Here is a 12,453-nt window from a genome sequence, read left to right as displayed (position 1 = left end):
GGGGCAACTCCCCGCAGGATGAATCCATCCCTGATAAAGGATGTAAGCCATGCACGGCACTTGTGCAAGTTCCTCGGTAGCTAAACCCTAGAGCTGGTAGCTCATCGTCGCCGCGACCGGACGCCTCTCGTCGCCCCGTTTCATAAAGACCTAATATTTTCCACGCCCTTGCCGACAGAGAAGTATGCGTGCACCAAAGTGGAGCGGACCACAAGTCCTGCTCGCGCGGCCAAATGAGTTGTTGCAACCGGAATGCACCCCCACTCCCTGCATAAGAAGTCTCATCAATGAATCTCAAGTTCAGCCATAAAATCCTGCTTGCCGCCTCTGGCGTCGTGGTCCTGGCTTTCGCTCTGTTCACCCTCTACAACGATTATCTACAGCGAAACACCATCGGTCGCAGCCTGGAATCGTCCATCGAGCAATCCGGCGACCTGACGGCCAGTAGCGTCCAGAACTGGATGAGCGGTCGGGTGCTGGTGCTGGAGAACCTGGCGCAGAACATCGCGCACCAGGGCGCCAATGCCGATCTGGCGGGACTTGTCGATCAGCCGGCATTGACCTCGAACTTCCAGTTCACCTACGTGGGCCAGGCCAGTGGTGTCTTTACCCAACGCCCTGACGCAAAAATGCCGGACGGTTACGACCCGCGCCAGCGTCCCTGGTACAAACAGGCCGTCACCGCCGATAAAACCATGCTGACCCCGCCGTACCCGGCGGCCGTCGGTGGCCTGGTGGTGACCATTGCCCTGCCGGTCAAGCACAACGGCGAGCTGCTCGGCGTGGTGGGGGGCGACCTGAGCCTGGACACGCTGGTCAAGATCATCAACTCGGTGGATTTCGGCGGGATCGGCCACGCGTTCCTGGTCAGCGGCGACGGTCAGGTGATCGTCAGCCCGGACAAGGACCAGGTGATGAAGAACCTCAAGGATATCTACCCGGGCAGCCCTGTGCGCATCGGCAAAGGCATCCAGGAAGTCGAGCTGAACGGGCAGGACCGCATCTTGTCGTTCACCCCGGTTACCGGCCTGCCGAATGCCGAGTGGTACATCGGCCTGTCGATCGATAAGAGCAAGGCCTATGCGCCGCTGAGCCAGTTCCGTACGTCGGCGTTGATTGCGATGTTCGTCGCGGTGGCGGCCATTGCGTTGCTGCTGAGCCTGTTGATCCAGGTGTTGATGCGTCCGCTGACCACCATGGGCCGCGCCATGCAGGACATCGCCCAGGGCGAAGGTGACCTGACGCGCCGCCTGGTGGTGCAGGGCCGGGACGAATTCGCGGTGTTGGGTGGTTCGTTCAACCAATTCGTGGAGCGGATCCACGCATCGATCTCGGAAGTGTCGTCCGCGACCCGGCAGGTGCATGACCTGTCGCAACGAGTGATGACCTCGTCCAACGCTTCGCTCGTCGGCTCGGACGAACAGAGCGCTCGCACCAACAGCGTGGCCGCGGCCATCAACCAGTTGGGCGCCGCGACCCAGGAAATCGCCCGCAACGCCGCCGATGCTTCGCAGCATGCCAGTGGCGCCAGCGAGCAGGCCGACGACGGTCGCCAGGTGGTGGAGAAGACCATCCAGGCCATGACCGAGCTGTCGCAGAAGATCAGCCTCTCGTGCACGCAGATCGAAACCCTGAACGCCAGCACCGACAACATCGGGCACATCCTCGATGTGATCAAGGGCATCTCCCAGCAAACCAACCTGCTGGCGCTGAACGCGGCCATCGAAGCGGCCCGTGCCGGTGAAGCCGGGCGTGGGTTTGCGGTGGTGGCCGATGAGGTGCGCAACCTGGCGCACCGCACCCAGGAGTCGGCGGAGGAAATCCACAAGATGATCACCTCGCTGCAAGTCGGCTCCCGTGAAGCGGTGACCACGATGAACGCCAGCCAGACCTCCAGCGAAGAAAGCGTGGAAGTGGCCAACCAGGCCGGTTTGCGACTGGTCAGCGTGACGCAGCGCATCGGCGAGATCGATGGGATGAACCAATCGGTGGCCGCCGCGACCGAGGAACAGACCGCCGTGGTCGAAACCCTCAACATGGACGTCAGCCACATCAACCTGCTGAACCAGCAAAGCGTGGCCAACCTCAATGAAACCCTGAAGGACTGCGATGCCTTGTCCCAACAGGCCAATCGACTGAAGCAACTGGTGGACAGCTTCAAGATCTGATCCTGAGGACTGTCACTGGAAGGGAAACCTGTGGGAGCAAGGCTTGCCCGCGATGACATCGGCACAGTCAACATCGCAGCAAGCTGACCCACCGCTTTCGCGAGCAATTTTTGCTCCCACAGGGGATTGGGGGGTGGGGGCTTAGTCGAACATCCGCTGCACATTCCCCATGGCTTCATCGGCGAACCCTTGCAGGAAATCCCTGAAGCCCGACGGGGTATGGGCGTCGGTGTGGTCGGCGATGATGGTCCAGGTGGCGCGGCAGCGGTGGTTGGCCAGCGGTTCGACGCGCATGGCTGCCCAGAGGTTGTCGATACCCAGGGTGTTGTAGATCAGCGTCCAGGTCATGTGCATGGCCTGGTCGTCGCGGCTGTTGAGCTGTTCCACCACCAGGTTCTGCCCGTCGGCGAAAAACTTCTTGCGCAGGGACCTCGCACCCTCTCCGGTCATTTCGATGCGCGCCAGTGCCGGGATGAAACGGTTGAACCCGCCAAAATCACCCACCACGTCCCAGACGCGTGCCGCGTCGGCTTCGACCTGCACCGAGGTTTCGACCTGGCAGGCGTGGGGGTTCTTGATCAGGGTGTCGGGTTGAAGTGCTTTCATGGTCTTGCTCCTTGCTTTGAGTTGGGGCTTTGGGTTGGGAGACTTCAGATGAAATCGATGGCCTTGAGGTAGTCGGCGCCGCGACGCAGCAAGTCCGGGGATTTTTCCGGGTAACGGGCACCCATCTGCCGCACGCCGGTGCGGGCGTTGTCGTGGCGGATCAGCGAGATATCGCCGATGTCCTCCTCGAAGCCGTTGAGGTAGAACCCCAGCACGCCAAACAGCGCATTGTCGGCATCGACCCGCCCCAGTTGCCGTTGCCAGTCGGCGACGCTCACCAGGGAAAACTTCCGACCGCTGTCGCGGAACGACGCCACATAAGCGTCCCAGCTCAACGGCTCGGGGTTATGCAGGTTGAACACCGCCTGTGCCGGCTGGTAACGGCTGGCGTGGAAGGCGATGAAGCGCGCCAGGAAGTCCACCGGCATCAGGTCGAAATTGAGCGACAGGTCGGGCACCTGGCCGAGCTGGATCGAGCCCTTGAGCATCAGCATCAGCCGGTTCTTGTGGGGCTGGCAGACCCCGGTCTGGCTGTTGAAACTGATGTTGCCGGGGCGCAGCAGATTGACCCACACCCCGCGCTCGCGGGCCCGTTGCAGGATCCGTTCGCCGACCCATTTGGACAGGTTGTAGCCGTTCTTGATGTAGATCGGCGGCGTCGGCGCGGCGGGTTGCTCCAGGACCTGGCCATCGGTGTCCAGGGCACTGGAGGCCGAGAGTGTGGAGACGAAGTTGAAGATCTTCTTGCTGCGCCCTTCACACAGGCGCAGGCACTCGAAAATCGGTTCCACGTTGTCCCGCGCCAGGGACTCGTAGTCGAGCACATGATTGACGTGGGCCGCGTTGTGCACCAGGGCGCCGAAGGTGCGGTCGATACGGGCATAGACGTCATCCGGCAAACCCAATTGCGCTTGGGTGATGTCGGCGGCGTAGACGCTGACGCGGCTCAGGTCCAGATGGGTTAAGTGGTTGTCCCGCAGGGCCTGGGAGAAGCGCTCGGCCGCGCTCTGCCCGGCGCTCGCACGCACCAGGCAGGCCACTTCGGTAGCGCCCCAGGCCAACAGCGCCTCGACGATGTGCACGCCCAGAAAGCTGTTGGCACCGGTCACCACCACCTTGTGTACATCACCGCACTGGCTGATGGGCAACGGCTGGAGGTCGAGCTCGGCTTCGGCATCGATCAGGGCCTGGGGGCTGAGGGTCGACACGTTGTTTTGCCCGGGGCTGTCGAGCAACTTCGCCAGGGTGAGCAGCGTGGGGGCTTCAATGAAGCGGTTGATCGACAGGCTGCGACCGAACGTCTGGCGGATGCTCAGCAGCATGCGTGACAACAGGATCGAGTGCCCACCGAGGTTGAAGAAGCTCTCATCGGTGGCGATGTCTTCAAGGGGCAACTCCAGCAGTTCGGCCCACAGATGCTGCAACTGCGTTTCCAAGGCGTTCTGCGGCTGACGGCGCTGGTTGCCGACCTGGATTTGCACGGCGGTTGCGAGCAACGTCCGACGATCGACCTTGCCGTTGCTGGTGTAAGGCAGGCTGGGCAGTTCGATATAGGCGGCCGGGTGCATGTAGCTGGGCAGTGAGTCCCGTACATGCTCGCGCAGCGCCTGTGAGGCGCGCTCGTCCAGGGGCCCCGCCAGGAACGCCAGGATCCGCCGTCGCTCATCGACCCCGACCGCCACCTGGCGAAACAACTGGCTCTCGCGCAGGCAATGTTCGATTTCCTCGGGCTCGACCCGGAAGCCACGGATCTTCACTTGGTTATCGCGACGTCCACACAGCTCGATGCCGTCGTCGGTCCATTGCCCGATATCCCCCGTGCGATAAGCCCGCAGCGTTTGCCCGGCAGGCAGCGTCAGGTCGAGGTAGCGAGTGGCGGTCAGCGCAGGGTCGTTCAGGTAACCCAGGCCGACACCTGGCCCCGCGATGAACAATTCGCCGGGCGTGCCGTGGGGCACCGGTTGCAGTTGTTCATCCAGGATCAATACCCGGCCGTTGGCGATGGGGGCGCCGAGGTTGCGGTTGTTGTCGCCCACGGCAAATCGCCGCGTGGTCGCCAGCACCGTGGTCTCGGTCGGACCGTAGATGTTGTGGAACTGGCATTGTGGCGCGAGTCGTTCGATCACGAACGGCTCGCAGACATCCCCGCCGGTGATCAGGTGCGCCAGGCCCAGCGGCGTATCGAGGGGCATGACGCTCAGCAGCGCGGGGGGTAGAAAGGCGTGGCTGATGCGCTGTTGATGGATCAATGTCACCAATTGCTGCGGATCGCGGCGCTGGTCCTCGTTGGGCGCCACCAGCAACGCACCGTGGATGAAGGTCGGCAGGATATCCAGCAGCGACGCGTCAAAGTTGATGGTGGAAAACTGCAGCGCCCGGCTGTCGCGCTGCAACCCGACGTAGTCGCCGTACCAGGCACAGAAATGACTGAGGTTGCGATGGCTGAGCAACACACCCTTGGGCTGGCCAGTGGTGCCAGAGGTGTAGATCGCCACGGCCGGTTCGTCGCCGGCGACTTCGCGACGGATCAGTGAGGTCGGGAGACCCTGTTCGACCGGTGGCAGTCGCCGCACGTCCAGGGTCGGCATCGTGAGCTCGCCCAGGTCGCAGTTGCCGTCGTGCAGCAGCAGGTCGGCCTTGGCGTTCTCCAGGATAAAGCGTCGCCGCTGCGCCGGGTGTTGCGGGTCCAGCGGCAAGTACACCGCCCCGCAACCGAGCACCGCCAGGATCGCCGCATACAGCTGCGCGGATTTGGGCAGGCACAGCGCAATCACCTTTTGCGGGCTAGTCTGGTGAGGGCAAGGCTTGCCCGTGATGAACGATGACTCGTTCTGGTTGGGTACTGGAGTGTCTGTGTTATCGCGGGTAAGTCTTGCACCCACAGGCCCAGCTTCCACAGGCTCAGCTTCCACGGGAAGGGAGTCGAGTATTGCCTGCTGCACCCTCAGCGCCTGGCTGCGCAAGGCCTTGTAGTCGATGAGCTGTCCATCGACCCACAGGGCCGGGCGTTTTGCGTCATCGAACATCCGTTGTTCAATGCTGTGCATCACTGGCACGTCGGCGGCGGCCAGCAACCAAGGCACGGGCGGTCGATTGAGGCGGTGTTCGAAGGCCAGGGGTTCCAGCGCATCGAGCCCGAGCAGGGGCTGCTCGACAGCGTCGGCCTGCACCGCCGGCCCGTGCTCGAAGCAGGTTTCATCCCGTGACAGTTGGCTGACCAGTCGCGCACCAGTCTCCACTACCATCGCCACTGTGTGCAGGCGCAAGGATTGGCCGTTGCCATCGTTTTGCGGCGCGATTACTTCCTGGGCCAATAGCCGCTGCGCACTGTCGCGAAAGACCAGGACCGGTTGTGGCAATGGGGTGTCGGGCACCGCGCGCAGCGCCACGCGTATGTGCAGGCAGGCGCGGGCTTGAAGGGTGCAAGGTGTCGTGCCGTCGTCGATCAACACGTCGACCGCGCCGGGGCCGACCGACGATGGCCGATGCGCGACAGCGTGGCCGTGCAGCTCCAGCTCCCGGGCCAGTTCGGCCATGGCCTGACTGGTGCCAGGCACTGCAATTTCGAGGCGTTTCATCGAAAGGTCCTCATGGGTTCAGGTAGTCGGCCAGGGCGTCGCTCACGCAAGGAGACGCGAGCATGGAACTGCCGCGGAAAAAGCGCGTGATGTTGCCCACCAACGGGTGAAAGCGATTGATGGGATAGGCCAACGCGGCGGCGTCTTCACGCAGCGACTGGCGCACCGCCTCGTCGACGGGCAACTGCGCGATCAGCTCGAAATCGAACGCCTGCTGCAGGTCGCTCGCCAGGTACTGGACGATGAAACCGGGCATCAGGCGGGCAATCGCCTCGCGGTCCTGTTCGGGGGCCGAGCGCCAGTAGATCTGCACCAGTCGCGTCCAGAAGCCGGAGTGCCGTCCCTCGTCCAGCAAGTGGTCGGCCATCAGTCCCTTGATCGAAGCCTTGACCGAGTCGTCCCGGGCGAAGGCCGCCACGTCGTTGGTCACGGTGTTCTCGGCGATGGCGATGCAGATCAGCTCCACGGCGCTGAGCAAATGCTCCGGCGCCTGGGCCAGGGTCGCGGGTATCGCGCGGCTGAGTTCGATTTGCGCAGGCAACAGGATCGGTTCGATGCCGGTCATGTCGATGGTCTGCTGCATGAAGTCCATCGCCACCAGCGCGTGATAGTCCTCGTCCACCACCACCGTCATCGCGTCGTAGCGACAGGCGAATGGGAACTCGATGCCGAAGCTGTTCTTGGCGATGCGCCGGGCGGTGCGGTCCACCAGTTCCGTCTCGAAGATCACCACGTCGTTGATGAACTTGTAGAGGCTCTGCACCAGCACAAAATCGCGCAACTGCGGGCAGTGGCTGAGAAAGGTCTGGCTGTGCACCAGCGGTTGGCGGCTCATGGGGAAGAACAGTTTGTCGTCGTCTTCGACCCGGCGCCGTGGGCGGGTACGGATCGTGGCGCGGCTTTCCCAGGCGTCGGCGAAGGATTGGTACACGACGGCGTTCATGGCATCACCTGCGCAACCGGTTGGGCCATGCTCTGGCGCAGTCCGTCCCAAAGCGCGGCTCGGCTATGGACGGCGGCGAGGGCGGCGCTCAACACCTCGGCCTCGCGTTGCGGATCGCCGTCGATCAAGCGGGCCAGGAGTTTTTCCGCGGCCGGGCCATGGTCTTCGGAGTCCACCTCAATGTGCCGTTGCAAGTAGTAGCGAAAGGTCGGTGCCTGATCCAGGCCAATGCCCCAGGCGTCCAGCATGCGTTGGAACATCCGCGGGATGACACTCTCGCGACCGTGCACGAACGCGGCGGCCACGCTGTGGGCCGGGGCGTGCAGGGCGGTGTGCAGTGTTTGCCGGACGAAACGGGCCGCCGCGGGTTCCACCTCGACACTCTCCAGGGCCGTCTCGGGACTGACGCCTTCCTGTTGCAGGGTGATGAACCGCTCGATCGCGCGGGTATCGGCGCCCACCTCGCGCATGGCGTCCAGGTACAGTTCGAAATGGCTGCAATAACCGGCGCCAGGGCGGTCGTCCGATTCCTCGCCCAACACAATTTCGTTGATCAGCCGCGCAGCGTGCGGGTCGGCGGGCGGTAGCCAGGGCAAGTGGACGCAGGTCAGCTCGCGTTGCAGGCGTTTGGTCAGGGACATGAAATCCCACACGGCAAATACGTGACTTTCCATAAAGCGGCGTAGCAGATCGATTGATGTTATTTCGGAAAAAACCGGGTGTTGGCCGAGTTGGTGTTTTTTCAGAGATAGTTGTTCTTTAGTGGGCTGCATTGGAACGTCCTCATCAATGATGTTGCTCCGGAGAAAACACGCGCTGTTTTATTAGGGCGAGCGAGTGCCTGAACCGGAATCCATGAATTATCCAAGTAACTGAAAGGTGCTATCGGTATAGGTGTTTCTGGCTGTGAGCCTTTATTTATGGTGTTTCGTGGTGGCCGAAACAATCGATGACAACTCGGCGAAGAAAAAATTAATACACGAAACAAGAACTCGGCAAGTTATTTTTTAATTATTTAAAGTTTGATATTTATTAGGTGCGAGCATGCATGTTAAAACTTTTTATATAAGTTTTATTGGGGCGAAGTTGCTCCTTCCGATTTGCACTTATCAGAATTGAATAGTTCGGGTGAATGCCTCACCCGGAGCACTTCAGGGGGCGTGGGAATCAAGAAATTGGGGATGTGTGGGAGGGGGATCGGTCAGACACCCGATCATCCCGCCGGTTGGGCGTCGCTCCTTGCGTGGTGGCTTCGATTCGCTCGGCTTTGTCGCCAGGCGCTGACTTCTTCAGGTCTGTTTTTTGAATCGACAAATGCAAGAGTGAGCCCAAATCGATGGCAGTGCCATTGAACTGATGTGACGACGGCTTATGAGCACGGCCAAGCCACGCCTGGCAGGCAGTCAGGCGAGTAGGACGGATGTGTAAGAAAGTGATGCGCCGGCCGGGTGGCCGGCGAAATCAACGACCTGGTTGTTGCTCCAGGTACCGTCGGATGGTGACGCAGGCTTTTTCCAGATGGAACTTGAGCACGGCCACCGCTTTATCGATGTCTTGCTCACGCGCGGCTTCGAGCAGCGCGCGGTGGTCGTCCTGGGTCAGTTTGCCCAGGCCCATGGACGACAGGTGAAAGCGCAGGAAGCGCTCCTCCTCGTTGAGTTCGCGCTCGATCAGGTCCAGCAGCCTGCTGTTGGGGGCCTTGTGGTAGAGCGACATGTGGAACAACCGGTTGAGCTTGCCGATCTCGGCGTGGTCGGTCTGCGCTTCCAATTGCTCGATGTACTGGGCTGCCAGCGCCAGGTCGTTGGCATCGAGCAACGGAATCGACAAGCGCAGGGCAAACGACTCCAGGACCGCCCGCAGGGCGTAGGTCTCGATGGCGTCGTTGGTGATCAGCGGCGCAACCACGGCGCCTTTGTGCTGGACCACGGTGAGCAGCGACTGCGCTTCCAACTGGCGCAGCGCCTCGCGCACTGGCATGCGGCTCACGCCGAACAGATCGGCCAGTTCCTGTTGGCGAAGGGCAGTGCCGCAGGGCAGCCTGCCGTCGAGAATGGCCTCGCGCAGGGAGCCTTCGATGATCGAACGGGCCTGGGCAGCGGGGATGGGCCCGTTGACCTGGATAGTACTGAGCGGTTTGGGCTTCTGTGTCACGACAACGCACCCTGACTGGTAATGACGAATTGGATCCAAAAACATTAGTTACAGATTGCCAGGCGGTCAAAGCCTCGCGTGCCGGTTCCTGAACTAAAGTTTAGCGTGCTTGCGGTGATTGCACCTTGCCACCTCTTTTGCCGTTGTCTTTTGCTGGGGCAGGCTTCACCATCCAACGAATTTCCAACAGCCCTTTCGGACGTATTCCCTTGGCTGCACCTTTCCCTGTCTTCAGGTCCTTGCGCTGGCTGTGTTCGGCATTGCTGCTGGCCGGCCTCATGCTGGGTGGCTTGCAGGCCGACTGGGACTTTGCCCAGATCAGCCGCCGGGCGCAAGCGCTGTACGGGCCGCTGGGCGAAGGGCAGCAACGCATCGATGCCTGGCAACAGCTGTTGGCAACCCAGAAGCAGATTCCGGAGCTGGAACAGCTCAAGGTGGTGAACCTGTTTTTCAACAAGCAGGTGCGCTACGTGGAAGACATCGACCTGTGGCACGAGGTCGACTACTGGGAAACGCCGATCCAGGCCCTGTGGAAGGGCGCCGGCGATTGCGAGGACTACGCCATCGCCAAGTATTTCAGCCTGCGTCATCTCGGTGTTTCCAGTGACAAGCTGCGCATCACCTACGTCAAGGCCCTGCGGCAGAACCGCGCGCACATGGTGCTCACGTACTACGCCACGCCCGAGGCCATGCCGCTGGTGCTCGACAGCCTGATCGATGGCATCCTGCCCGCCAGCCAGCGTACCGACCTGTTGCCGGTCTACTCTTTCAATGCCGAAGGGCTGTGGTTGTCGGGCACCAAGGGCAACAAGAAAGTGAGCGACACCAAGCGCCTGTCCCGCTGGCAGGATGTGTTGAAAAAAATGCAGGCCGAAGGTTTTCCGGTCGAGACGACTAACTAGGAGCGCGCGCTCAGATGTCTTTGTTCAAACAGCTGTTGATCGCTATCTGTCTGTTCCTGGTGGTTGCCTTCAGCGGCAGCTTCATGGTCAGCCTGGAGAGCTCGCGGGCCCAGTACGTCAACCAGTTGCGCTCCCACGCCCAGGACGCCGCCACGGCGCTGGCGCTGTCCCTGACGCCGAACATCGACGACCCGGCGATGGTGGAGCTGATGGTCAGCTCAATCTTCGACAGCGGCTACTACGCCAGCATCCGCGTGGTCGACGTGGCCACCGACAAGACCCTCGTCGAGCGCACCGGCACCCCGGATGCCAGCAGCGTGCCGCAATGGTTCGTCAAGCTCATCGGCCTGGAGCCGGCCGGTGGCGATGCAATCGTCAGCCGCGGCTGGGAGCAGGCGGCGCGGGTCGAAGTGGTCAGCCACCCGATGTTCGCCCTCGCCAAGCTGTGGCAGAGCGCGCTGGGCAGCCTGGGCTGGTTGTTGCTGTGCGGCGCCGTGAGCGCGGTGCTGGGGGCCTTGCTGTTGCGCCGTCAACTCAAGCCGCTCGATTACATGGTGCTCCAGTCCCAGGCCATCGCCCGCCGCGAGTTCCTGAGCCTGCCGGAACTGCCGCGCACCCCGGAACTGCGCCGCGTGGTGCAGGCGATGAACCAGATGGTCGAAAAGCTCAAGGCGCTGTTCCAGGAGCAAGCCGAGCGCAGTGAAAAACTGCGGATCGAGTCCTACCAGGACAACCTCACGGGCCTGGCCAACCGGCGTTATTTCGAAATGCAACTCAACGCCCGGGTGAGTAATCCCGAGCAGGCCAGTTCCGGTTACCTCTTGCTGTTGCGGGTCAAGGACCTGGCCGGTTTGAACCAACGACTGGGCGGGCAGCGCACCGACCAGTTGCTCCAGGCTGTGGGCGAGCAGTTGCTGCGCGAAAGCGCCCGCTACCCGGAAACCCAGAACCTGGTGACGCGTATCCGTGGCGGCGAATTCGCCGTGCTGGCGCCGGGCCTGGTGCGCCAGGAGGCCGTGCAACTGGCGCAGAACCTGGAAAGCGCATTGATGAGCCTGTACGCAACCGGTGCGACCGACGTGACCCCGGTGGCCCATATCGGCTTGGCGCCGTTCGTCCACGGTGACTCGACGCAGGCGGTGCTGCAGCTCGGCGACCAGGCCCTGGCCCAAGCCGAAAGCCAGGGCGAACCGGCCTGGGCCTGCCTGGACCACAGCCTGGTCGCCAGCGTTGGCGACGATCACCACGCCTGGCACACGCTGCTCGACCAGGCCTTGGATCATCAGTTATTCGAGCTGTATTTCCAGCCGGTGGTGGCCGCCCAGGACACCCAAGTGGTGCTGCATTACAAGGTGCTGTCGCGGCTGTCGGACGAGCAGGGCCAGACCATTCCCGCCGGACGCTTCCTGCCCTGGTTGGAGCGCTTCGGTTGGGCCGCGCGCCTGGACCGCTTGATGCTCGAGCAGGTGCTCAAGCACATGGCCGGGCATGAGCATTCACTGGCGCTGAACCTGTCCTCGGCGACCTTGGCCGATCCGCAAGCACTGAACAAAATCTTTGAAATCCTGCGGGCCCATTCCGACCTCGGGCCGCGCCTGACCTTGGAGATTGGTGAAGAACAATTGCCGGAGCAGGCCGTGCTGGAGCAATTGACCCGACGCCTGCGTGAGCTCGGTTTCTCCCTGAGTCTGCAGCGTTTTGGTGGGCGGTTCAGCATGATCGGTAACTTGTCGCGACTGGGGTTGGCTTACCTGAAAATCGATGGCAGCTATATTCGCGCCATTGACCAGGAAAGTGATAAGCGGCTGTTTATCGAGGCGATTCAGCGGGCGGCCCACAGTATCGACTTGCCGTTGATTGCTGAGCGGGTGGAGACGGAGGGGGAGTTGGCGGTGATTCGGGAGATGGGGTTGTTTGGGGTGCAGGGGCGGTTGGTTGGGGAGCCTGGGCGGTGGGGTTGATGGGCGGTTCGTGGTTTATGGATTGAGTGCATATCCGTTGCTGCGGTAACGGCGGCTTATGGTTCCGCGGGACTGTCAGATTTTTTGTGTTCGGGCCGGTAGCGGCCTGCCGTCAGGCAGGCCTTGATTTCACCAGGTCGG

At 62.1% G+C, this 12,453-nt stretch carries 8 protein-coding genes; 3 read left to right on the top strand and 5 right to left on the bottom strand.

Translation table 11 applies throughout. The features are described 5' to 3' along the window. Positions 1-287 precede the first annotated feature (287 nt). On the top strand, positions 288-2,168 hold the full coding sequence (locus N4Q37_RS27095) for a methyl-accepting chemotaxis protein (RefSeq protein ID WP_260963257.1): 1,881 nt from the start codon (positions 288-290) through the stop codon (positions 2,166-2,168). Between the two features lie 141 nt (positions 2,169-2,309). Here the strand turns inward: N4Q37_RS27095 and N4Q37_RS27090 are convergent, their stop codons facing one another. From N4Q37_RS27090 to N4Q37_RS27070, 5 genes are all read right to left on the bottom strand, one after another. Next, positions 2,310-2,774: an SRPBCC family protein gene (locus N4Q37_RS27090; protein ID WP_260963256.1), complete on the bottom strand. Its 465-nt coding sequence runs from the start codon at positions 2,772-2,774 to the stop codon at positions 2,310-2,312. Between the two features lie 44 nt (positions 2,775-2,818). Then, entirely contained in the window at positions 2,819-6,352 is a 3,534-nt protein-coding gene (locus N4Q37_RS27085; RefSeq protein ID WP_260963255.1) for a non-ribosomal peptide synthetase, read from the bottom strand. A 10-nt stretch (positions 6,353-6,362) separates the two neighbouring features. Beyond that, positions 6,363-7,295, bottom strand: a complete 933-nt coding sequence (locus N4Q37_RS27080) for a diiron oxygenase (RefSeq protein ID WP_260963254.1) — start codon at positions 7,293-7,295, stop codon at positions 6,363-6,365. Continuing rightward, on the bottom strand, positions 7,292-8,068 hold the full coding sequence (locus tag N4Q37_RS27075; RefSeq protein WP_260963253.1) for a DUF3050 domain-containing protein: 777 nt from the start codon (positions 8,066-8,068) through the stop codon (positions 7,292-7,294). Before N4Q37_RS27075 ends, N4Q37_RS27080 begins: the two co-directional genes overlap by 4 nt. A gap of 688 nt (positions 8,069-8,756) precedes the next feature. Continuing rightward, positions 8,757-9,449: a GntR family transcriptional regulator gene (locus N4Q37_RS27070; RefSeq protein WP_260963252.1), complete on the bottom strand. Its 693-nt coding sequence runs from the start codon at positions 9,447-9,449 to the stop codon at positions 8,757-8,759. 209 nt (positions 9,450-9,658) lie between these two features. On the opposite strand from N4Q37_RS27070, the gene lapG reads away from it, so the two are divergent. Both lapG and lapD read left to right on the top strand, forming a co-directional pair. Beyond that, positions 9,659-10,351 (top strand): cysteine protease LapG, encoded by a 693-nt coding sequence (gene lapG, locus N4Q37_RS27065; RefSeq protein ID WP_260963251.1) that lies wholly within the window; start codon positions 9,659-9,661, stop codon positions 10,349-10,351. A 14-nt stretch (positions 10,352-10,365) separates the two neighbouring features. Continuing rightward, entirely contained in the window at positions 10,366-12,312 is a 1,947-nt protein-coding gene (gene lapD, locus N4Q37_RS27060) for a cyclic di-GMP receptor LapD (RefSeq protein WP_260963250.1), read from the top strand. Positions 12,313-12,453 lie beyond the last annotated feature (141 nt).

The sequence above is a fragment of the Pseudomonas citri genome, assembly GCF_025336485.1.
GTDB classification, from domain to species: domain Bacteria; phylum Pseudomonadota; class Gammaproteobacteria; order Pseudomonadales; family Pseudomonadaceae; genus Aquipseudomonas; species Aquipseudomonas citri.
Note: the sequence above shows the minus strand (reverse complement) of the source record. Positions and strands in the feature narration are given on the sequence as shown.

Excerpts from the sequence above, each read along its gene's own strand:
- N4Q37_RS27080 (WP_260963254.1), bottom strand. The coding sequence starts at position 7,295 with ATGAACGCCGTCGTGTACCAATCCTTCGCCGACGCCTGGGAAAGCCGC.
- N4Q37_RS27090 (WP_260963256.1), bottom strand. The coding sequence starts at position 2,774 with ATGAAAGCACTTCAACCCGACACCCTGATCAAGAACCCCCACGCCTGC.
- N4Q37_RS27075 (WP_260963253.1), bottom strand. The coding sequence starts at position 8,068 with ATGCAGCCCACTAAAGAACAACTATCTCTGAAAAAACACCAACTCGGC.
- N4Q37_RS27095 (WP_260963257.1), top strand. The coding sequence starts at position 288 with ATGAATCTCAAGTTCAGCCATAAAATCCTGCTTGCCGCCTCTGGCGTC.
- lapD (WP_260963250.1), top strand. The coding sequence starts at position 10,366 with ATGTCTTTGTTCAAACAGCTGTTGATCGCTATCTGTCTGTTCCTGGTG.
- N4Q37_RS27085 (WP_260963255.1), bottom strand. The coding sequence starts at position 6,352 with ATGAAACGCCTCGAAATTGCAGTGCCTGGCACCAGTCAGGCCATGGCC.